Raw genomic sequence first — 21,255 nt, forward strand, 5'->3', positions numbered from 1 at the left:
AGTTTTCAAAGACCAACTAAAGTTCATTTTTGTGACGACTCTTATTAGTTTATCAAATTAGTTGTTGTTTGTCAAGAGTTTTTTACTTGTTTTTTTCGTTTGTTTTTTGCTGTTTTTTTATCAGCGTTTATTACTATAGCAAATATTTAATAGACTGTCAAGGTTTTTTTATAAAAAAGTCTTCTATTTTTAACCGAAGACTCTCAAGGTTGACTTTTTTGAAACTCATAACAGAAATTATATTTTATCCACAATTTTTATTTGATTATAATTTCCTATGTGTTATAAAAACTCATAAAACTTAATTTACTAAGACAAATTCTCTCTTTTATAATATTACAATAGTATAATTACTTTATTCAATGAAAATAATGAGAGGCTATAATCCCCTCATTATTACTTTTTTATCTTTTTAAATTCATACAAAATTATTACATGATCTTTTTTAATTCTTTTCTAAACTTTTTAATAATATTTTTTTCTATTCTAGAAACAGTCATCTGGGATACGCCAAGTTCTTCTGCTATATCTACTTGCGTCTTTCTTTTAAAGTACCTATCCTTTAAAACTTTCTTTTCCCTTTCATCCAATTTTTCAATTATACTTGCTAAAAAGTCACTATTTTCTATTTTATCAAAGTATTTATCATCTTCTCCTATAAGGTCTCCAAAGTTTATATCTTTATCATCTCCATCAGTTTCAAAGGTAGAATCTAGGGATTGGGGTGTATATACTTTACTTGCTTCCATTGCTTCTAATACCTCTTCTTCTGTACTATTTAAATAATCGGCAATTTCCTGTACTGTAGGTACTTTTTGGAGTTTTTGACTTAATGTCACCTTTGCATTGTTTATTTTCTTAGAAAGCTCTTGAATTCTTCTAGGTACCCTTACAGTCCAACCTTTATCTCTAAAATATTTTTTTATTTCTCCTATTATAGTGGGAGTTGCAAAACTGGAAAATTCATAACCCTTTTTTATATCATATCTATCAATAGCATATATTAAACCTAAACAAGCAACCTGATAAATATCATCATAATCTATACCTTTGTTAGCATACTTTTTTGAAAGTATTTCTGCAATATATAAGTGTCTATTTATTAATTCTTCTCTTATATTTTTATCACCAGTTTCCTTATATAGTTTAAACAATTCTTTATTTTCAAAATTTTTAAATTGATCTTTCCTTATAAAATCAGACTGCATCGCCATCTCTCACAACCTCTATTCTTTTTGTCATTCTTATTTCTCTACCAATATCCTTATAATTAATAAACTCAACATCATCCATTAAGGCATCAATAATAAAAAGGCCTAATTTACTCTCTTGATTTTTTAAATCATCTTTTTGTATTTCTTCATTTGTAAAAGTTCCCTTTTTATCTTTTACAATAATAATCAATTTATCTTTATATATATTAAATTCTATTTCATAGTTGTCATTATTTTCTTTTGGACTTGTTTGTATTAAATTTATACAAGCTTCAGCTATTGCAACTTTTATATCATCTATTTCTTCAATATTAAATCCCATTTTACTTCCCACGGAAGAAGCTGTTAACCTGGCTATACTAACATATTCTGCCTTTTTAGGTATACTAATTTTTAGAGAATCTTTTTTGTCCATTTATTTATATTCACTCCTTAACTATAAAAACTTTGTTTAATCCAGTTATATCTAGAAGTTTTTTTATGTTTGGTTTTATATGCTCTATAATTATATTTTTATCTTTTTCTTTTATTTTTTTAAGACCACTAATTAATACACCAAGACCTGTGCTATCTATATATTCTAGTTGTGAACAATCTATTATTACATCTGTTTCATTTTCTTTAATAATATCTGTCAGTTCTTTTTTAAAGTTAGGAGATGTGTATATATCTACTTCTCCTATAGGTTTTATTATCCAAGCATTTTTATCTTTATTATATTTTTTTTCTAGCTTTAAAGCCATTGTATACCCCCTTTAACTCCCCTTAAGTTTAAAAGTTTATATATATTTAATATATAACAAAATAATCCTAATGTAAAATAAATTTAATTTTAAATATTTTATTTATCGATAATTATTTTCCACTAATTTTCTTTATCTATTTTTTATTAAATAAAACTAGCGTGTCTATACAGACACGCTTATTCTTCATCTATTTCTATTTTGGCTATAGAAACTACTTTATCATTTTCTTTCATTTTCATAAGTGTTACACCCTGAGTAGTTCTTCCCATCTGAGATATATCAGATACTTTAAGTCTTATTATTATTCCATTATAACTAATTATCATAATTTCATTTTCCTCTGTTACTACTTTTGCATCAACAACCTTACCAGTTCTCTCTTTTACATTATATGTCTTTATACCTTTACCACCTCTTGATTGTGCCCTATATTGCTCAATTGGAGTCCTTTTACCAAAACCATTTTCAGTTATTACAAGTAGGTCGCTACCTTCTTCAACTAAATTCATAGAAACTACCATGTCATTTTCACCTAAACTTACTGCTTTTACACCCATAGCATTTCTTCCCATATCCCTTACTTCATCTTCTTTAAATCTAATTGACATACCTTTAGTTGTAACTATAATTATTTCTTTATTACCATTAGTTCTTCTTACACCTATAAGTTCATCATCATCTTTTATATTTATGGCAATAAGACCATTTCTTCTTATTGTTTCATATTGATCTAACTTTGTCTTCTTTATAAGACCTTTTTTAGTAGCAAATACAAGATAGTCATCAGGGTTAAACTCACTTATAGGTATAACTGCCTTTATTTTTTCATCTGGGTCTATTTGTAATAGGTTTATAATAGGGGTTCCTTTAGCTTGTCTTTTTGCCTCAGGTATTTCAAATGCCCTTAGTTTATAAACCTTTCCTTTGTTTGTAAAGAATAATATATTGTCGTGTGTTGATGTTACAAAAACATTCTCAACAAAATCTTCTTCTCTTGTTGTTATAGCAGTTATCCCTTTTCCTCCCCTTCTTTGTAGTCTATAAGTTGTTTGTGGAAGTCTTTTTATATAACCAAAATGAGTTAAAGTTATTACTACATTCTCTTCTTCTATCATATCTTCTATATTTATTTCTTCCATACTTCTTTTTATCTCAGTTCTTCTCTCATCTTCATATTTTTCCTTTATTTCTAAAAGCTCTTCTTTTACAATACCGTAAATAAGTCTTTCGTTAGCTAAAATCTCTCTATATTTATTAATTAGTTTTATTAATTCTTCATATTCTTCTTCTATTTTGTCCCTTTCTAAACCAGTAAGTTTCTGTAATCTCATATCAAGGATAGCTTGTGCCTGCTTTTCAGTCAATCCAAAGTTCTTCATTAATCCATTTTTAGCTTCTTTAACTGTTTTAGAACCTCTAATTAAACTAATTACAGCATCAATATTATCTAAAGCTATCTTTAATCCTTCAAGTATATGAGCTCTAGCTTCAGCTTTATTTAAATCATACTCTGTTCTTCTTGTAATAATTTCTTTCTGATGATCTAAATAATGTCTAATTACTTCTTTTAAGTTTAAAATTTTTGGTTGATCATTAACTAAAGCTAGCATAATTATACTAAAAGTATCTTGAAGCTGAGTATATTTGTATAGGTTGTTTAATACAACATTAGGATTTGTATCTCTTTTTAGCTCTATAACTATTCTCATACCAGTTCTATCAGATTCATCTCTTAAATCAGAAATACCTTCTATTTTCTTGTCCTTAACTAAATCAGCTATTTTTTCGATTAACTTAGCTTTGTTTACTTGATAAGGTATTTCAGTCACTACTATACGATGTTTTGTTTTACTCATTTGTTCAATTTTTGCTTTAGCTCTTACCTTTACTTTACCTCTTCCTGTTTTATAAGCCTTTTCAATCCCATCTCTCCCCATTATTATTGCTCCAGTAGGGAAATCTGGACCTTTTATAACTTTCATTAAATCTTCAACTTCTATATCAGGATTATCTATCATCATAACTACACCATCTATTACTTCACCTAAATTATGAGGTGGTATTGATGTAGCCATACCAACCGCTATACCAGATGACCCATTTACTAAAAGGTTCGGAAATCTACTTGGAAGTACTTTTGGTTCTTTTAATGTTTCATCAAAGTTTGGTCTATAATCAACAGTATCTTTTTGTATATCCCTTAACATTTCTGTAGATATTTTAGCCATTCTTGCTTCTGTATAACGCATTGCAGCAGCACTATCTCCATCTATCGAACCAAAGTTTCCATGCCCATCTACTAATGGATACCTTGTTGAAAAGTCTTGAGCCATTCTTACCATGGCATCATAAACAGATGAGTCTCCGTGTGGATGATATTTACCAAGTACGTCTCCAACAATACGTGCAGACTTTCTGTAACCTTTATTAGGAGCCAGTCCTAATTCATTCATAGAATATAGAATTCTTCTATGAACAGGTTTTAATCCGTCACGTACATCTGGAAGTGCCCTACTTACTATTACACTCATGGCATAATCTAAGTAGGATTTTTTCATTTCTTCTTCTATATCTACTGATATAATGTTGTGTTTTTCTTCCATTTATATCCTCCTTATACCGGTTAATTTAACCTCTTTAGCCTGTTTGACAGTAGTAATTTAAAACCATCTTTATCTATATATCTAAGTTTTGTACATATTTTGCATTCTTTTGTATAAATTCTCTTCTCGGTTTTACTTTATCTCCCATAAGTGTAGTAAATATTTCATCGGCTGCAAAAGCATCTTCTACACTAACTTTTAGTAATACTCTATTTTCAGGATTCATAGTTGTTTCCCAAAGCTGTTCTGGGTTCATTTCTCCAAGACCCTTATATCTTTGCACAGAGTAATTGTTTCTTCCAATCTCATTGAGTATCTTGTCCATTTCCTTATCACTATAAGCATAATATACTTTCTTACCTTGTTTTATTTTATATAAAGGAGGTTGTGCAATGTAAACATATCCATTTTCAATAAGCGGTTTCATGTATCTGTAGAAGAATGTTAAAAGTAAAGTTCTTATATGGGCTCCATCAACATCGGCATCTGTCATTATGATAATTTTCCCATATCTTACTTTACTTAAGTCAAACTCGTCTCCTATACCACAGCCAAAAGCTGTTATCATAGCCTTTATTTCATTATAATTTAATATTTTATCAATTCTTGCCTTTTCAACATTCATTATCTTTCCTCTAAGTGGTAGTATAGCTTGTGTTCTTCTGTCTCTTCCCTGTTTTGCTGAACCACCTGCTGAATCTCCCTCTACAAGGAAAACTTCAGATATTGAAGCATCTGTTTCTGAACAATCAGCAAGCTTTCCTGGAAGTGAAGAACTCTCTAATACATTTTTTCTTCGAGTAAGTTCCCTTGCCCTTTTTGCTGCTTCTCTTGCCCTAGAAGCTCTTATTGATTTATCTACTATAGTTTTTGCAACCTTTGGATTTTCTTCTAAAAATCTCTCCATTGCCTCGTAAACTAATCCTTCTACTATACCTCTCATTTCACTATTACCAAGCTTAGTTTTTGTCTGTCCCTCAAATTGCGGATCTCCAAGTTTAACCGATAGTACAGCAGTAATACCTTCTCTAATATCTTCACCATTTAAATTTTTATCCTTTTCTTTTAAAAGGTTGTATTTTCTTGCATAATCATTTACTACTCTTGTTAAAGCTATTTTAAATCCACTTAAGTGTGTTCCACCTTCATGGGTATTTATATTGTTTGCAAATGTAAAAATATTTTCACTATAATCTTCTGTATATTGTATAGAGAATTCTACTACAGAATTTTCGTCTTCACCTTCATAATAAATTATCTCTTTATGCAATGGATTTCTATTCCTATTTAAATGTTTAACAAAAGCCTTTATTCCACCTTCATAATAAAATACTTCTTTTTTATCTTCATCATCTTCTCTTTTGTCTTCTATACTTATTTTTATTCCTTTATTTAAAAAGGCTAATTCTCTTAGTCTATGCTCTAACGTGTCATATTTAAAATTAGTAGTTTCAAATATTAGGTCATCTGGTTTAAATGTTATAGAAGTTCCTGTATCTTTAGCCTCACCAATAATCTCTAAAGTTGTTATTGGATTACCCCTTTCGAATTTCTGTCTATATTCTTTACCATTTCTCTTAACTCTAACTTCAAGCCATTCAGATAGTGCATTAACTACTGATACACCAACTCCGTGTAGTCCTCCTGAAACTTTATAGGCACTATTGTCAAACTTACCACCTGCATGCAGTACTGTTAAAACTGTTTCTACTGTTGATTTTCCTGTTTTAGGGTGTTTTTCAACTGGAATACCACTTCCATTGTCTATTATTGTAACAGAATTATCCTCATTTAAAATTACTTTAATCGTATCACATCTTCCAGCTAAAGCCTCATCTATACTATTATCTACTACCTCATAAACTAAATGGTGTAATCCTTTAGGTCCTGTACTTCCTATATACATTCCAGGCCTTTTTCTAACAGGTTCCAAACCCTCTAATACCTGTATCTGTTCTGCACTATAATTAGTACCATTTTGTCTTTCTTCCATCAAATTGCCTCCAATCCATTTTATAATTCATCGAAATAATAATTTTATTTATATAAATTAGTTTTACAATCTATTTTGTTAAAAAGAAGATTTTGCCATCATACCTGCCCTTTTATACAAAGTAGATGTTGAAATGTTTGATCCATAGATAATACTTCTTCTTATCTCATCACCAGTATCTTTATCCTTTTCCACCTTCTCTGTAATTATATAAGACTTTATTTTTTTATCTGATATTTTCTTTATAAATCCCTCTTCTTCTGCTATTTTAATAAACTCTTTTGTATCCTTTAATTTTAACAATTGAGCATCTATTATAGCAATAACATCTTTTAATGGTATAACACAATCTTTACCAAGATGTAAAAACATAATAAACCTCCTTAAGGTTTCTTTTATTCAACAGGTTTTATTTTTCCGTCGTTAATATAAAAGATACTTTTTTGATATTTTTCAACCTCTTTTAATTCTATATCATCTGTAGTGGTAATTATAGTCTGGATATCTTTAAATGTTGATATTAGGTCTTTTCTCCTATTTAAATCAAGCTCTGATAATACATCATCAAGTAAAAGAACAGGGTATTCTCCAACCTCTTCTTTAATAAGTTCAACCTCTGCTAATTTTAAAGACAATGCTGCTGTTCTCTGTTGACCCTGTGATCCAAAAGCCCTACTATCTATACCATTTATCAATACTTTTATATCATCTCGATGTGGACCTATAGTGGTTGTTCCTTTTTCTATATCTCTTTCTAAAAGATTTTTTAATTGTCTTCTAAAGACCTTCACTATTTCATTTTTATCTAAATTAACATCTATATCTAAAGATGGAGAATATTTTAATTCTAACTCCTCCAATTTATTTGTTATTTCACTATGGATATTTTTCGATATTTTAGATATTTTGTTTAAAAATTTTATTCTACTTAATATAATTTCTGCACCTATGTTTGATATCTGCATGTCCCATACATCTAAAACCTTTAATTTACTTTTATCATTTTGAGTTATTTTTAATAGATTATTCCTCTGTCTTAGAATTCTATTATATGATGAAATATTATAGCGATATTTAGGTTTGATTTGTGATATTTCAGTATCTAAAAAGTTTCTTCTTTCACTTGGACCCTCTTTAATTAATTTAAGGTCTTCAGGTGAAAATATTACCACATTTAGTATACCAAATAAATCAGAAATTTTATCAACTTCTATTTTATTTATCCTTACCTTCTTTGACTTTCCCTGCTCAAATTTAACTTCTACAAATTTATTAAAACCATTTTTCTTTAAATTTATACCTATATAGGCCTTATCTTTACTAAGGTTTATCAGTTCTTTATCTTTATTTGTTCTATATGACTTTCCAAATGCACAAATATATATAGATTCTAAAAGATTTGTTTTTCCCTGACCATTATTTCCAACAAATATATTAAGCTTTCTATTTAAATTAATATCTGCTTTTAAATAATTTCTAAAATTTATCAATTTTATACTTTCGACATGCACCTATAGCACTCCTTTTGTAAGCAATAGGAATTTTAAGAAAAGCATTTAGCACAACTATTACTTTATTACCACTATATATTATACCATTTTTTATTTTTCGAACAAACGTTCTTTAAATAATAGTGTATTTTTTTCCATCTACTTCTACTTCATCTCCACTTCTTAACTTTTTTCCTCTTTGAAATACTATTTCTCCATTTACTTTAACCTGTCCATTCTTTATAAGAAACTTTGCTTGCCCACCAGTATCTGCTACTCTTACATATTTAAGTAATTGGTCTAACTTAATGTATTCACTATTAATCTTTACTTTTTCCATTTAAGGCACCTCCTAAAATAGTAATAGACACCTATTAAAGGTGTCTTAATTTAATGCTTAGTTATCAATCAGTCTTACTGGAAGAACCAAATATGTATAACTTTTATCTTCCACAGGTCTTATTATACACGGTTTTACATTACTTACAAAATCCATATTAATTTCTTCACTGTCAATTACTTTCAGTGCATCTAACATGTATTTTGAGTTAAATGCTATTTTTATATCATTACCTTCTAGTTCAATAGGAATTTCTTCGTGTACATTTCCAATTTCTGAATTAGAGTTTATAACTAATTTATCATCTGATATATTGAATTTAACTAAATTGTTTTTTCCTTCCCTTGCTAATAAAGAAGCTCTTTCTATACTTTGTTGTATATCTTTAGTTTTTACTTTAACCCTTGAATTATACTCATCTCTAATAATATCTTTATAATTTATAAACTCACCTTCTAAAAGCCTTGATATTATTACAGTATCGCCACAGTTAAATAAAACATGACTTGATGTAAACATTATATTTACGTCTGAGTCATCATCATCAATAATTCTACTTACTTCATTTAAAGTTTTACTTGGTATTACAACTTTTACATCATGTTCACATTCAACAGAAACATTTTTTAATGCAAGTCTATAACCATCTAATGCAACTAATGTAACTTCATTTTTATTTATTTCAAGTAAAGCTCCCGTTAAAATTGGTTTAACTTCATCTTGAGCTGCAGCAAAAACTGTTTGTCTAATCATATTCTTTAATAAATCTTTAGGTATTTTTATGGATACATCTTCATTTACTTGAGGTAATTGTGGATATTCTTCTGCTGGTTGACCAATTAAATTAAATTTAGAAGTTCCACAATTAATATGAACCTGATTATCTAAGTCAACTTCTAATTCTACCTTTAAATCAGGAAGTTTTTTTATAATATCTCCAAATATTTTTGAAGTTATTACTATAGACCCCTCTTCTATTACTTCACAATTTATATAAGACTCTATTCCTAATTCTAAGTCTGTACCTGTTAACTTTAATGTATTATCTTTAGCTTCCAATAAAATACCGTTTAATATTGGTAAAGTCGTTTTTGAAGTAACGGCTTTTTGTACAATCCCAATGGCCCTATTAAGTTCTTTTTGATCAACTATAATTTTCAATTGTGGATAACCTCCTTTAATTTGTTTAGAAAAAAAGAATAAACAAACTTTAGTAGTAATAATAATAGTAGTAGTGGATATGTGGATAACTTATTCAAAATATGAATTTAAAAGAATCCTAGCTGTTTATAAATAAGTGAATTAGTAGTAAAAGATATCCACAATACTAAGAAAGAAAACCAATTATAAAATATATTAACAATAGATTAACAGTTTATCAACATAAACTTGTTGATTATTCACCTTTTACTTCTTTGATTATACCCTCTATTTTTAATTTTAGATTTGGGTCTTTCTTTATATCCTTTGAAATTTTTTCATATGCATGAATTACAGTTGTATGGTCTCTACCACCAAATTCATCTCCAATTTTAGGTAGTGATAAATCTGTTAATTCTCTGGATATATACATAGCTACTTGTCTTGGATAGGCAATAGCCCTTGTTCTCTTTTTAGAGTCTAAATCTTCTACCTTTACATTAAAATGTTGAGAAACTACTTCTTTTATTAAATCCACATTAATTTCTCTTGGCTTATTATTAGCAATTATATCTTTTAATGCTTCAGTAGCTAAATCAACCGTTACTTCTCTATTAGTAAGGGAGGAATAGGCAACTATCCTAATAAGAGCTCCTTCAAGTTCTCTTATGTTTGATTGAATTTTTGTAGCAATATAAAGCATTACATCATCCGGAACATGGATATTTTCAACTTTAGCTTTTTTTCTTAAAATAGCAATTCTAGTTTCTAAATCAGGTGGCTGAATATCCGCTATTAACCCCCATTCAAACCTAGATCTAAGTCTGTCTTCTAAAGTTGGAATTTCTTTAGGAGGCCTATCGCTTGATATAATAATTTGCTTATTGGCTTCATGTAAAGCATTAAAAGTATGGAAAAATTCCTCTTGAGTTCTTTCTTTTCCGGCTATAAACTGAATATCATCAATTAATAATACATCTACATTTCTGTATTTATTTCTAAATTCTACATTTCTATCGTCTCTAATAGAATTAATAAGTTCATTTGTAAACTTTTCAGATGTAACATAAACTACTGTAGCATTAGGGTTTTGATTTAATATATAGTGACCTATAGCATGCATTAAGTGTGTTTTACCTAGTCCCACGCCTCCATAAATGAATAAGGGGTTATAGGCCTTAGCGGGAGCTTCAGCAACTGCCAGTGATGCTGCATGAGCAAATCTATTACTATTACCAATAACAAACGTATCAAAGGTATATTTAGGATTTAATTGGGATTTTGGAGTATTATCAGCAATTTTTTCTTTTTCTTCATTTTTTACTGTTTGTCCAAAATCATTTCCCATTTCTTCCCCTGGTATAAGGAATTTGATCTCGAAATTTTTGCCAGATACCTGTTTAATTGCATTCTTTATTAAAGTCAAATATCTAGCCTCTAATATGCCCTTTGTAAATTCATTTGGGGCTCCTAAGATAATAGAGTTTTCAGTAATTGAAATAGGTTCTATTGTTTTAAACCATGTGTTAAAACTAACTTCTGTTAATTCTGTTTTTATAAGATTTAAAGTCTTTTTCCAAATATCATCTAAGTTTAAACTCATCTTTTTTCCTCCCATTCCTAAAAGGATTATAGACAATTATTGAATTTTTATAATCCGTAGGGAATATAAATTTAGTAAAAATGTAGATTAATCTGTATGTTTTGTTAAAAAGGGACTAGGTATAATGTATTAAATTAAAAAATTTTTCAACAGGATTATCCACAAGTAAGGTATTATAAAAATGAATAATATTTATCAACAAGGAAAATATAAAAATTGTGAATAACTTGTTAGATAATTTGTAAAAGAAGAAAAAAAAATTAAACTTATTAAGTTTTCCACAATATGTTGAAAAGTATAAATGTTAATATATAAATAAGTTTTTACCAATATTTTTTAGGAATCTTATTAGAAAATATATAAGTTATACACAACTTTATCCACAGATTGTGTATAAGTAGTGGATTATGTTAAAAATTAATCCACATGCTTTATTAATAATATCAAAAAAAACTAAACTTATCAACAGATTTATCAAGATATCCACAAGTTCACACAGTTGTTGATTTTTTTATCAACAATAATTTAAAAATGAAATTCTTGACATTGAGCTTGTATCCAGCTATAATCTATAGTAGCGTTTTCAGTTTTTGTGCGGATAACTATGTTTATTTGAAATATATAATTAAAGATATCCTGGTAGTAATTGAAGGAGGTGTATAAAAGTGAAAAGAACATATCAACCAAAAAAGAGACAGAGAAAGAAGGAACATGGTTTTAGAAAAAGAATGAGAACTAAAAGTGGTAGAAGAATACTAAAAAATCGTAGACGTAAAGGAAGAAAGAGGTTGACTGCATAAGGCCGCATTAAGTGGCCTTTTTGTTCAATATATAGGAGGTTTTAGCCTTTTAAGGTGATAATATGGATAAAGTAGAAAAAAAGAAGAGAAAATTAAGAAATAGTAGAGAGTTTAGACGTGTATATGATAAAGGTAAATCATATGCTAATAAAAATTTAGTAATTTTTTTTATAAGAAATAATTTGGAATATAATAGAATAGGTTTTTCAGTAACGAAAAAATTGGGTAAAAGTGTTGTTAGAAATAGGGTTAAAAGGTTAATAAAAGAAGCCTATAGATTAAATAGCTGTAAAATTAAAAAAGGATATGATATAATCTTTTTATCAAGGATAAGGGCAAAGAATGCTAGTTATAGTGAGATTGAGAAGGCAATGTTACATCTTTTGAAAATATCTGGGTTATTGGAAAAAGGTGAATAGATTTGAAGAATTTAGTTATAATTTTAATAAGATTATATCAAAAACTCATTTCGCCAATAAAACCGAGAACCTGCAGATTTTATCCAACTTGTTCCGAATATTCGTTAAAAGCTATTACTAAATATGGGATATTAAAGGGTGGATTAATGAGTATAAAGAGGATTGTTAAGTGTAACCCTTTTAACCCTGGAGGATACGATCCGGTTGAATAAAGAGGGGGTTAGTAGATGATTGATTTATTTGCACGACCGTTAGGTGCACTTGTTGAATTAATATATAATTTTGTAAAGGGAATAGGATTTGATGCTAAATTAATATCAGCATATGCTATATCTATAATAATATCTACTATAATATTAAAATTTATATTATTACCTTTAACTTTAAAACAAACAAGGTCAATGAAAAAAATGCAGGAGTTGCAGCCTAAAATTAAGGAGCTACAGAAAAAATATAAAAATGACCAACAGACTTTAAACACTAAAATGATGGAACTATATAAAGAAAATAATGTAAATCCTTTTGGTGGTTGCTTTCCTATATTAATTCAATTTCCAATAATTATTGGATTTTTTAATGTACTAAGACAACCAGTAAAATATATTTTTGGAAGTGAAGCTGTTTATGAAGCTATTAATAAGTCCTTCTTTTGGATATCGAATTTAAAGGATCCTGACCAATGGGCACTTCCAGTTATTGCAGCGGTTACAACATATTTACAAAGTAAATTAATGAATACTTCAGGGGGCAATCCTCAGGCAGAAGCTACTCAAAGGACTATGACACTCGTATTTCCAGTTATGATATTTGTTTTTTCAAGAAGTTTCCCTGCAGGTTTAGCACTATATTGGGTAGTAAGCAATATTTTCCAAATTGTACAACAACTTATAATTAATAGATCTGTAGCTCAGGTTAAGGAGGAGTCAAATTAATGAGGTCAGTAGTAAAAACTGGGAAAACAGTTGATGAGGCTATTGATGAAGCTTTAAAGGAATTAAATGTTGTTAGAGATGATGTTACTGTCGAGATTTTAGAGGCGCCCAGTAAAGGATTTTTAGGTTTAATTGGCTGTAAAGATGCTAAAGTAAAAGTAACTTTAATAAATGATCCTGTAGAAATAGCCCAAAACTTCCTTGAAAAGATGTTTAAGAAAATGAATATTAATGCTAGGCTAAACATTAAAAAGAGAAATAGTAACCTTTATATTAACATTGAAAATGTTAACAAATCAGATTCAGGTATACTAATAGGAAAGAGAGGAAAGACTTTAGATTCAATTCAGTATTTAGTTAGCCTAGTTGTAAATAAGGATAGAAATAAGTATATAAGAGTATTATTAGATACTCAGAACTATAGAAAGAAAAGGGAACAAACACTAATTAAGTTAGCTAAAAAAATGGCTTCTAAGGCTAAAAGACTAAATAGGCCAATAAAATTAGATCCCATGAATCCTTACGAAAGGAGAATAATTCATTCGGCCCTTCAAGAGGACTCTTTTGTGGAAACATATAGTGAAGGTGAAGAACCTTATAGAAGAGTAGTAATTAGAGCAAGATAATCTTTGTATTAAACCCAGTATTTAAATACTGGGTTTATGTTATGTTTAAAGCTTTATTACACAATATTATTAATGGTTAACCAGTTGTTAATGTTGGTATACTAATATAGTAGTGATTGAAAAAATACAAGGTTTTCTGAATCGAGGTGAAATAAGATGTATGATACCATAGCTGCTATAGCTACAGCTCCAGGGGAAGCAGGAATAGGAATAGTTAGAATAAGCGGTAATAAGGCTATAGAAATAGCTGACAAGGTTTTTAAAGGAAAAAGAATAGAAAAACTTAGTGAAGCAGAAGAGAGAAAACTCATATATGGTTATATTATAGACCCAGAAGATGGTAAAAAGATAGATGAAGTTTTAGCAGTATATATGAGAGGACCCTATACATATACTAGAGAAGATGTAGTTGAAATAAACTGCCATGGAGGAATAATACCTGTAAGAAGAATATTAGAAGTTATTCTTAAAAATGGAGCAAGACTTGCAGAGCCTGGAGAGTTTACTAAAAGGGCATTTTTAAATGGTAGAATTGATTTAGCACAGGCTGAAGCAGTAATGGATTTAATTAGTGCAAAAACTGATACTAGTTTTGATGTATCTTTAAACCAGTTAGAGGGCTCACTATCTAAAGAAGTAAGTAAAGTTAGAGAAATACTTTTAAAAATGCTAGCCCATGTAGAAGCATCAATAGATTTTCCAGAGCATGATATAGAGGAAGTAACTTATGATAATTTACAAAATGAAGGTAAAGAGGTATTAAGTAGAATAGAAAAGCTATTATCTACAGCAGATACAGGTAAGATATTGAGGGAAGGTCTTAAAACAGTTATACTTGGAAAGCCTAATGTAGGAAAATCATCATTAATGAATGCTATTTTAAGGGAAAATCGTGCAATAGTTACTGATGTACCAGGTACTACAAGAGATATAATTGAAGAATACGTAAATATAAGGGGAATACCACTTAAAATTATTGATACTGCTGGTATTAGAGATACAGATGATATTGTAGAAAGAATTGGGGTAGAGAGAGCTAAGGAGCTAGTTCAAAGGGCAGACTTAGTATTTGTAGTTTTTGATATTTCACATGATCTGTCAGATGAAGACATAAAAATAGCTGAACTTATAAAGGATAAAAAGGTTATAGTAATAACAAATAAGATAGATCTTCCTAAAAAGGTTTCAAAGGAAAAAATAAAAGAACTTTTACCTGATAAACCTATAATAGAGACTTCAATAGTTGAAGGTGTAGGTTTAGATTTATTGGAAGAAACTCTTAAAAATATGTTCTTTTCTGGAGACATAACTATTAAAGATAGAGCCATTGTTACTAATGTTAGACATAAAGATTTACTAATTAAGGCTAAGAAGAATATAGAAGATGCTTTAAATTCTTTACAAATGGGAATACCTATAGATTGTATAGAAGTTGATATAAAAGACTGTTGGGAAAATTTAGGTCAGATTACAGGAGATACTGTTACAGATGATATTATAGATAGAATATTTGAGGATTTTTGTATTGGCAAATAGGAAACAAAGGAGGAACCCTTTATGGAATATTTTGCAGGTGAATATGACGTTATTGTCATTGGTGCAGGACATGCTGGTTGTGAGGCAGGACTAGCATCAGCTAGACTGGGAATGAAAACTTTAATGCTTACAACTAGTTTAGAATCAGTGGCACTTATGCCTTGTAACCCAGCAATTGGAGGTACAGGTAAGGGACACCTTGTAAGAGAAATAGATGCATTAGGTGGAGAAATGGGAAAAAATATTGATAAAACCCTTATTCAAAGTAGAATGTTAAATACCTCTAAGGGACCTGCCGTTCATTCTTTAAGAGCACAGGCTGATAAAAAAAGATATCAAGCAAGTATGAAATTAACATTAGAAAAAGAAAAAAATCTTGATTTAAAAGAGTCTGAAGTAGTTGAAATACTTGTTGAAGGGGAAAAAGTTAAAGGTGTTAAAACAAAAACAGGGGCTAGATTCGCTACTAAAGCCATAATTGTAGCAACTGGAACATATCTAAAGGGAAGAATTTATATAGGAGAAGTAAACTTTGAAGGTGGTCCAAGTGGTCTATTTCCAGCAAATCGCCTATCAGAATCTTTAGAGGACCTAGGTGTTAAACTGAGAAGATTTAAAACTGGTACACCTGCTAGGATTCACAGGGATAGTTTAGATTTCGATAAAATGGAAATACAACCGGGAGATAAAGAAATTGTTCCATTTTCATTTATGACAGATAAAATCGATAAAGAGCAAGTTCCATGCTGGCTAACCTATACTAATGAAAATACACATAAGATTATACTAGATAACCTTAGTAGATCTCCTATGTATAAAGGTGAAATAGAAGGTGTTGGTCCAAGGTATTGTCCTTCTATAGAAGATAAAGTTGTTAGATTTTCAGATAAAAATAGACATCAATTATTCATAGAACCTGAGGGCCTTGATACCTGTGAAATGTATGTACAGGGAATGTCTACTAGTTTACCTGAAGATGTTCAGATTAAAATGTTAAGAAGTATTCCAGGTTTAGAAAATGTTAAAATTATGAGAACAGCTTATGCAATAGAGTATGACTGTTTAGATCCCACTCAACTAAAACGAACTCTAGAGTATAAGGGGATTGACAATCTATTTTTTGCTGGACAGATAAACGGTAGTTCTGGTTATGAGGAAGCTGCAGCACAAGGGATAATTGCTGGAATAAATGCTGCATTAAAAATAAAGGATAAGGAACCTTTTATTTTAGATAGGTCTGAAGCCTATATTGGTGTCCTTATAGATGATTTGGTAACTAAAGGAACTAATGAACCATATAGAATGATGACTTCAAGGGCTGAATATAGACTAATCTTAAGACAGGATAATGCTGACTTAAGATTAACTGAAAAGGGATATAAAATTGGGTTAGTAGATGATGAAAGATATAACAGATTATTAAATAAAAAGAAACTAATAGAGGAAGAAAAGAAAAGATTAAAAAATATAAAATTTACTCCAACAAATGAAACAAATGAGTTTTTGAAAAAACTTGGTACAGCACCTTTAAAAACACCAACTACTTTATACAACTTAATTAAGCGTCCAGAATTAAGCTATGAAGGCCTTAATGATTTAGACAAAGATAGGCCAGAACTTCCAAAAGAAATAAAAAGGCAAGTAGAAACTCAAATAAAATATGAAGGATATATTAAAAAACAACTTAGACAAATAGACCAATTTAAGAAACTTGAAGGGAAAAAATTACCTAAAGATATTGATTACAATAAAATTAAAGGCTTAAGATTAGAAGCAAGACAGAAGCTAAATGAAATAAGGCCAGATTCATTGGGCCAAGCTTCAAGAATATCTGGAGTTTCTCCAGCAGATATTTCTGTTTTACTTGTTTACCTTGAACAGAGAAGAAGACTTCAAAATAGGAGTGGCCAAGATGACTAATGTAGATACTTTAATAGAGGGGCTTAAAAAGCTTGATATATCTATAGATGATAATAAAGTTAATAAATTTAAATTATATAAGCAATTACTAAAGGAATGGAATGAAAAAATTAATATTACAGCTATAACAGATGATAAGGAGATTGATATTAAACACTTTTTAGATAGTATGACTGTAGTAAAGACAGGTTATATTAAAGAAGGTTTAAAAGTAATAGATATAGGAACAGGGGGAGGCTTCCCTGGTATTCCTGTTAAGATAATAAAAGAGGATATTGATTTAGTACTCTTAGATAGTTTAAATAAAAGGATTAAGTTTTTAGATGATGTAATATTTAAATTAGACTTAAAGAATGTAAAAACAATACATGGTAGAGCAGAAGATTATGGAAAAGAATCTCAATATAGAGAGCAATTTGATATTGCTGTATCTAGGGCAGTAGCATCCCTTAATATTTTATTAGAGTATTGTCTACCTTTTGTTAAAGTAGGTGGATATTTTATAGCTATGAAAGGTCCTGATGTAGAAGGTGAAATTAATGAAGCACAAAAGGCACTTGAAGTATTAGGTGGAAGTTTAGAAGAAAAGTTTAAAATTGATATACCTTTTAGTGAATTATCACATACACTATTGATTATTAAAAAAGTATCACAAACTCCGACAAAATATCCTAGAAAACCTGGAAAACCGAAAAAAAGACCTTTATAATTATAAAAAATGATGAATTTTGTAATACGAAAGTTTGTTTTTTTTCTTAAAAAATGCAGGAAGAAAGCTTTTTATAGAGAATTAAATATAATAGAATAAAGGGATAAGTAAACGGGAGAGGAATGATGGTATGAGCAACATAAAGGGAGAGATAGTAAGTATACCTATTGAAAATATAAAACCTAACCCATATCAACCTAGGAAAAATTTTAATAAAAGGACCCTTGAAGAATTGTGTCAATCTATTATATCCTATGGTGTTCTCCAACCAATAAGTGTTAGAAAAATTTGTGAATCTAGTTATGAGCTAGTAGCTGGTGAAAGAAGATTAAGAGCAGCAGAAATGGCTAATTTAGAAACTATCCCTGCAGTAATTGTTGATATGCAAGATGAAGATTCTGCGGTATTAGCTTTAATAGAAAACCTCCAAAGAGAAGACTTGAACTTTATAGAGGAAGCAGAAGGATATTATAACCTTATAAACGACCATGGGTTTACACAGCAAGAACTTGCCAAAAGAGTTGGGAAAAATCAATCAACTATAGCAAATAAACTAAGAATATTGAGGTTACCAGATGAAGTTAAAAAAATAATACTTGAAAACGGACTTACAGAAAGACATGCAAGAGCACTTTTAAAACTCCCGGATAAAGAGCTTCAGATGCAGGTGTTGGACAAAGTTATTAAGAATGATTTAACGGTTAAAAAGACAGAGAAACTTATTAAAGGTCTATTAGAAGATTTAACTAAGGAAGATGAACCTGAGATAAAACAAAATATTAAAAGTGCAATTAACTATAGAATTTACTTAAACACTTTAAAAAATGCCTTTAATGCAATTAAAGATAGTGGAATAGATGCAAAATACCAGCAAAAAGATAAAGGGGAATTTATTGAAGTAGTTGTAAAAATACCGAAGAATAAGTAATTTTCAAGCGGCTATATTTAGCCGCCTTTTTATAACACATAGGAAATTATAAACAAATAAAAATTGTGAATAAAATATAATTTCCGTTATGTGTTTCAAAAAAGTCAACCTTGAGAGTCTTCTATTTAAAATAGAAGACTTTTTTATTTTGAGTTAAAATGTAGTTTAGATTTAACTTCCTTTCGTAAATCCAAAAATTTCTTAAAACTTATAAACTAAAATAAGAAGGAATATTTTTAATTATTGAAGAAATATATTTAAAAAGGAGGGACAAGGTGAGGTGAGATAATGTCTAAAGTCATAGCTGTTTTTAATCAAAAAGGGGGAGTAGGTAAAACTACTACTAATGTTAATTTAAGTGCTTGTTTAGCTAAAAAAGGAAAAAAGATATTAGTTATAGATGTGGATCCACAGGGTAATACCACAAGTGGTTTTGGAATAGACAAAAATAATGTAGAAGTTTCAGTATATGATAGTCTAGTTGATGGAGTAAGTTTGAAAGAAGCTGTAATTGATTTAAATACTGAAAATTTGTTTTTAGTACCTTCAAATGTTGAACTAGCAGGGGCCGAGATTGAGCTTACAGGCAGAGATGAAAGGGAGTTAATTCTTAAAAAATTAGTTAATGAAATCAAAGAGGATTATGATTTTATTTTTATCGATTGTCCTCCATCATTGGGACTTTTAACAATTAATTCTTTAGTTGCTGCAGATAGTGTTATAATACCTATTCAATGTGAATATTATGCATTAGAAGGGGTAAGCCAGTTAATGGATACTATAAGGCTAGTCAAAAAAAGTTTAAATCCTACCTTAGAAATCGAAGGTGTTGTTTTAAGTATGTTTGATGGAAGAACTAACCTCTCAATACAGGTAGTTGAAGAGGTTAAGAAGTTTTTTAAAGGTAAAGTATATACTACAATTATTCCTAGAAATGTAAGGTTAGCTGAAGCACCAAGTTATGGAGTTCCAATAATTGATTATGATTCAAAATGTAAGGGAGCTCAAGCCTATATGGAACTAGCAGATGAATTTTTAGAATACTTAGAGGATGTGATATAGATGGCTAGAAAAAAGAGGGGACTTGGAAAAGGATTATCAGCTTTAATACCTGATGAACCAATTAAGGAAATAGGATCTTCAAATAAGGATAAAGAGGTAGTAACCAATATAGATATATCATTAATAGAACCAAATAAAGAACAGCCGAGGCGTGAGTTTAATAAGTCTTCTATAGATGAATTAGCTGCTTCTATTAAAGCCCATGGAGTGTTACAACCTATTATTGTCAGAAAAACTGATGGTGGGTATCAAATAGTTGCAGGAGAGAGAAGATGGAGAGCAGCACAAAAGGCTGGCTTAAAGGAAATACCTTGTATTGTACGAGATTTAGAACAATTAAAATCAATAGAAATTGCAATAATAGAAAATATTCAAAGAGAAGATTTAAACCCAATAGAAGAAGCCTTAGCTTACAAAAAGCTAATTGAAAAATATGGATTAACTCAAGAGGAAACTTCAGAGATAGTAGGCAAAAGTAGATCATATATAGCTAATATGATTAGATTATTGAAGCTGGATAATAGAGTAATTGATATGATATTAAATGGAGAAATTTCTAGTGGTCATGGTAAGGCTTTATTACCAATAAAGGATAACGAAACTCAATATAAAATTGCTAAAACTATTGCTGATAAGAATCTAAGTGTAAGAGAAACTGAAAAATTGGTAAAAAAAATATTATCTAAAGATAATGAAGATAAAAAAGATAAGAAGAAAAATAAAAAAGATCCTGTAATAGTAGAAATAGAAGAAAGGTTAAGAAAAGTATTAGGTACTAAAGTTAATATTAATAAGGGCAAGAAAAAAGGAAAAATTGAAATAGAGTATTATAGTGATGAAGATTTAGAAAGAATTTTAGATATATTATCCCATAGTTAATGTTCTACGTGAAACAGTCCGCTTTTTAGCGGACTGTTTTTAAAAGAAATTGACATTACATTAACAAATAATTTTAAATATTTTATTGTTATAAAGTCAATTTTTCTCAATATCAAACATAAGAATAAATGAAGGAAAGAAATTATGGAATATAGTGGAATATGATTGACAAAAAATAAACAATCTGTTTATAATTAAAAAGAATAGACAATATATGGTATATATTATCTCAAAATATTAACTAGACCTTGAAAAGGTTTTAATTATGGAAGTATGAGGGGGATGAAATATGGAGTTTAAATTTGATTGGGAAGT

At 29.2% G+C, this 21,255-nt stretch carries 21 protein-coding genes; 11 read left to right on the top strand and 10 right to left on the bottom strand.

The genetic code is table 11. The annotated features are described in order from the left end of the window. Positions 1 to 431: 431 nt before the first annotated feature. The 10 genes from BET03_RS08810 to dnaA all read right to left on the bottom strand — a co-directional run bounded on the left by BET03_RS08810 (position 432) and on the right by dnaA (position 11,129). Positions 432 to 1,208, bottom strand: coding sequence for a SigB/SigF/SigG family RNA polymerase sigma factor (locus BET03_RS08810; RefSeq protein WP_279230370.1), 777 nt, complete (start codon positions 1,206 to 1,208; stop codon positions 432 to 434). Next, positions 1,198 to 1,629 (bottom strand): ATP-binding protein, encoded by a 432-nt coding sequence (locus tag BET03_RS08815; protein WP_120169458.1) that lies wholly within the window; start codon positions 1,627 to 1,629, stop codon positions 1,198 to 1,200. The genes BET03_RS08810 and BET03_RS08815 overlap by 11 nt, the downstream gene beginning before the upstream one ends. 10 nt (positions 1,630 to 1,639) lie before the next feature. Then, positions 1,640 to 1,957, bottom strand: coding sequence for an STAS domain-containing protein (locus tag BET03_RS08820; protein ID WP_120169460.1), 318 nt, complete (start codon positions 1,955 to 1,957; stop codon positions 1,640 to 1,642). Positions 1,958 to 2,136: 179 nt separating this feature from the next. After that, positions 2,137 to 4,563, bottom strand: coding sequence for a DNA gyrase subunit A (gyrA, locus tag BET03_RS08825; protein WP_120169462.1), 2,427 nt, complete (start codon positions 4,561 to 4,563; stop codon positions 2,137 to 2,139). 73 nt (positions 4,564 to 4,636) lie between these two features. Further along, positions 4,637 to 6,556, bottom strand: a complete 1,920-nt coding sequence (gyrB, locus tag BET03_RS08830) for a DNA topoisomerase (ATP-hydrolyzing) subunit B (RefSeq protein WP_120169464.1) — start codon at positions 6,554 to 6,556, stop codon at positions 4,637 to 4,639. A gap of 78 nt (positions 6,557 to 6,634) precedes the next feature. After that, on the bottom strand, positions 6,635 to 6,928 hold the full coding sequence (gene remB, locus BET03_RS08835; RefSeq protein WP_120169466.1) for an extracellular matrix regulator RemB: 294 nt from the start codon (positions 6,926 to 6,928) through the stop codon (positions 6,635 to 6,637). 23 nt (positions 6,929 to 6,951) lie between these two features. Further along, complete coding sequence (gene recF, locus BET03_RS08840; protein ID WP_120169468.1) at positions 6,952 to 8,067, bottom strand: DNA replication/repair protein RecF; 1,116 nt, start codon at positions 8,065 to 8,067, stop codon at positions 6,952 to 6,954. A gap of 112 nt (positions 8,068 to 8,179) precedes the next feature. Further along, positions 8,180 to 8,386, bottom strand: a complete 207-nt coding sequence (gene yaaA / locus BET03_RS08845; RefSeq protein WP_120169470.1) for a S4 domain-containing protein YaaA — start codon at positions 8,384 to 8,386, stop codon at positions 8,180 to 8,182. A gap of 57 nt (positions 8,387 to 8,443) precedes the next feature. Further along, positions 8,444 to 9,547 carry a DNA polymerase III subunit beta gene (dnaN, locus tag BET03_RS08850; RefSeq protein ID WP_120169472.1) on the bottom strand — a complete coding sequence of 368 codons (1,104 nt, stop codon included), beginning with the start codon at positions 9,545 to 9,547 and terminating at the stop codon, positions 8,444 to 8,446. Between the two features lie 235 nt (positions 9,548 to 9,782). Further along, positions 9,783 to 11,129: a chromosomal replication initiator protein DnaA gene (dnaA, locus tag BET03_RS08855; RefSeq protein WP_120169474.1), complete on the bottom strand. Its 1,347-nt coding sequence runs from the start codon at positions 11,127 to 11,129 to the stop codon at positions 9,783 to 9,785. Positions 11,130 to 11,794: 665 nt separating this feature from the next. On the opposite strand from dnaA, the gene rpmH reads away from it, so the two are divergent. The 11 genes from rpmH to BET03_RS08910 all read left to right on the top strand — a co-directional run bounded on the left by rpmH (position 11,795) and on the right by BET03_RS08910 (position 20,940). After that, positions 11,795 to 11,929, top strand: a complete 135-nt coding sequence (gene rpmH / locus BET03_RS08860) for a 50S ribosomal protein L34 (RefSeq protein WP_120169476.1) — start codon at positions 11,795 to 11,797, stop codon at positions 11,927 to 11,929. A gap of 62 nt (positions 11,930 to 11,991) precedes the next feature. Then, on the top strand, positions 11,992 to 12,348 hold the full coding sequence (gene rnpA, locus BET03_RS08865) for a ribonuclease P protein component (RefSeq protein ID WP_120169478.1): 357 nt from the start codon (positions 11,992 to 11,994) through the stop codon (positions 12,346 to 12,348). Between the two features lie 2 nt (positions 12,349 to 12,350). Then, complete coding sequence (gene yidD / locus BET03_RS08870; protein ID WP_120169480.1) at positions 12,351 to 12,560, top strand: membrane protein insertion efficiency factor YidD; 210 nt, start codon at positions 12,351 to 12,353, stop codon at positions 12,558 to 12,560. A gap of 15 nt (positions 12,561 to 12,575) precedes the next feature. Continuing rightward, on the top strand, positions 12,576 to 13,280 hold the full coding sequence (locus BET03_RS08875) for a YidC/Oxa1 family membrane protein insertase (RefSeq protein WP_120169482.1): 705 nt from the start codon (positions 12,576 to 12,578) through the stop codon (positions 13,278 to 13,280). Then, the gene (gene jag / locus BET03_RS08880) at positions 13,280 to 13,906 is read left to right on the top strand and encodes an RNA-binding cell elongation regulator Jag/EloR (protein ID WP_120169484.1); all 627 of its coding nucleotides are present in this window, start codon (positions 13,280 to 13,282) and stop codon (positions 13,904 to 13,906) included. The genes BET03_RS08875 and jag overlap by 1 nt, the downstream gene beginning before the upstream one ends. Before the next feature lie 156 nt (positions 13,907 to 14,062). After that, positions 14,063 to 15,442, top strand: coding sequence for a tRNA uridine-5-carboxymethylaminomethyl(34) synthesis GTPase MnmE (gene mnmE / locus BET03_RS08885; RefSeq protein WP_120169486.1), 1,380 nt, complete (start codon positions 14,063 to 14,065; stop codon positions 15,440 to 15,442). A gap of 21 nt (positions 15,443 to 15,463) precedes the next feature. After that, entirely contained in the window at positions 15,464 to 17,362 is a 1,899-nt protein-coding gene (gene mnmG / locus BET03_RS08890) for a tRNA uridine-5-carboxymethylaminomethyl(34) synthesis enzyme MnmG (RefSeq protein WP_120169488.1), read from the top strand. After that, positions 17,355 to 18,071 carry a 16S rRNA (guanine(527)-N(7))-methyltransferase RsmG gene (gene rsmG, locus BET03_RS08895; protein WP_120169490.1) on the top strand — a complete coding sequence of 239 codons (717 nt, stop codon included), beginning with the start codon at positions 17,355 to 17,357 and terminating at the stop codon, positions 18,069 to 18,071. The genes mnmG and rsmG overlap by 8 nt, the downstream gene beginning before the upstream one ends. Before the next feature lie 130 nt (positions 18,072 to 18,201). Then, complete coding sequence (noc, locus tag BET03_RS08900; protein ID WP_120169492.1) at positions 18,202 to 18,999, top strand: nucleoid occlusion protein; 798 nt, start codon at positions 18,202 to 18,204, stop codon at positions 18,997 to 18,999. Between the two features lie 288 nt (positions 19,000 to 19,287). Then, on the top strand, positions 19,288 to 20,061 hold the full coding sequence (locus BET03_RS08905) for a ParA family protein (protein WP_120169494.1): 774 nt from the start codon (positions 19,288 to 19,290) through the stop codon (positions 20,059 to 20,061). After that, on the top strand, positions 20,062 to 20,940 hold the full coding sequence (locus tag BET03_RS08910; RefSeq protein WP_120169496.1) for a ParB/RepB/Spo0J family partition protein: 879 nt from the start codon (positions 20,062 to 20,064) through the stop codon (positions 20,938 to 20,940). Positions 20,941 to 21,255 lie beyond the last annotated feature (315 nt).

Origin of the sequence: Thermohalobacter berrensis, assembly GCF_003609645.1 — a bacterium.
Classification (GTDB): Bacteria; Bacillota; Clostridia; order Tissierellales; family Thermohalobacteraceae; genus Thermohalobacter; species Thermohalobacter berrensis.

Excerpts from the sequence above, each read along its gene's own strand:
- BET03_RS08810 (WP_279230370.1), bottom strand. The coding sequence starts at position 1,208 with ATGCAGTCTGATTTTATAAGGAAAGATCAATTTAAAAATTTTGAAAAT.
- BET03_RS08815 (WP_120169458.1), bottom strand. The coding sequence starts at position 1,629 with ATGGACAAAAAAGATTCTCTAAAAATTAGTATACCTAAAAAGGCAGAA.
- BET03_RS08820 (WP_120169460.1), bottom strand. The coding sequence starts at position 1,957 with ATGGCTTTAAAGCTAGAAAAAAAATATAATAAAGATAAAAATGCTTGG.
- gyrA (WP_120169462.1), bottom strand. The coding sequence starts at position 4,563 with ATGGAAGAAAAACACAACATTATATCAGTAGATATAGAAGAAGAAATG.
- gyrB (WP_120169464.1), bottom strand. The coding sequence starts at position 6,556 with ATGGAAGAAAGACAAAATGGTACTAATTATAGTGCAGAACAGATACAG.
- remB (WP_120169466.1), bottom strand. The coding sequence starts at position 6,928 with ATGTTTTTACATCTTGGTAAAGATTGTGTTATACCATTAAAAGATGTT.
- yaaA (WP_120169470.1), bottom strand. The coding sequence starts at position 8,386 with ATGGAAAAAGTAAAGATTAATAGTGAATACATTAAGTTAGACCAATTA.
- dnaA (WP_120169474.1), bottom strand. The coding sequence starts at position 11,129 with ATGAGTTTAAACTTAGATGATATTTGGAAAAAGACTTTAAATCTTATA.
- rnpA (WP_120169478.1), top strand. The coding sequence starts at position 11,992 with ATGGATAAAGTAGAAAAAAAGAAGAGAAAATTAAGAAATAGTAGAGAG.
- BET03_RS08875 (WP_120169482.1), top strand. The coding sequence starts at position 12,576 with ATGATTGATTTATTTGCACGACCGTTAGGTGCACTTGTTGAATTAATA.
- jag (WP_120169484.1), top strand. The coding sequence starts at position 13,280 with ATGAGGTCAGTAGTAAAAACTGGGAAAACAGTTGATGAGGCTATTGAT.
- mnmE (WP_120169486.1), top strand. The coding sequence starts at position 14,063 with ATGTATGATACCATAGCTGCTATAGCTACAGCTCCAGGGGAAGCAGGA.
- mnmG (WP_120169488.1), top strand. The coding sequence starts at position 15,464 with ATGGAATATTTTGCAGGTGAATATGACGTTATTGTCATTGGTGCAGGA.
- rsmG (WP_120169490.1), top strand. The coding sequence starts at position 17,355 with ATGACTAATGTAGATACTTTAATAGAGGGGCTTAAAAAGCTTGATATA.
- noc (WP_120169492.1), top strand. The coding sequence starts at position 18,202 with ATGAGCAACATAAAGGGAGAGATAGTAAGTATACCTATTGAAAATATA.
- BET03_RS08905 (WP_120169494.1), top strand. The coding sequence starts at position 19,288 with ATGTCTAAAGTCATAGCTGTTTTTAATCAAAAAGGGGGAGTAGGTAAA.
- BET03_RS08910 (WP_120169496.1), top strand. The coding sequence starts at position 20,062 with ATGGCTAGAAAAAAGAGGGGACTTGGAAAAGGATTATCAGCTTTAATA.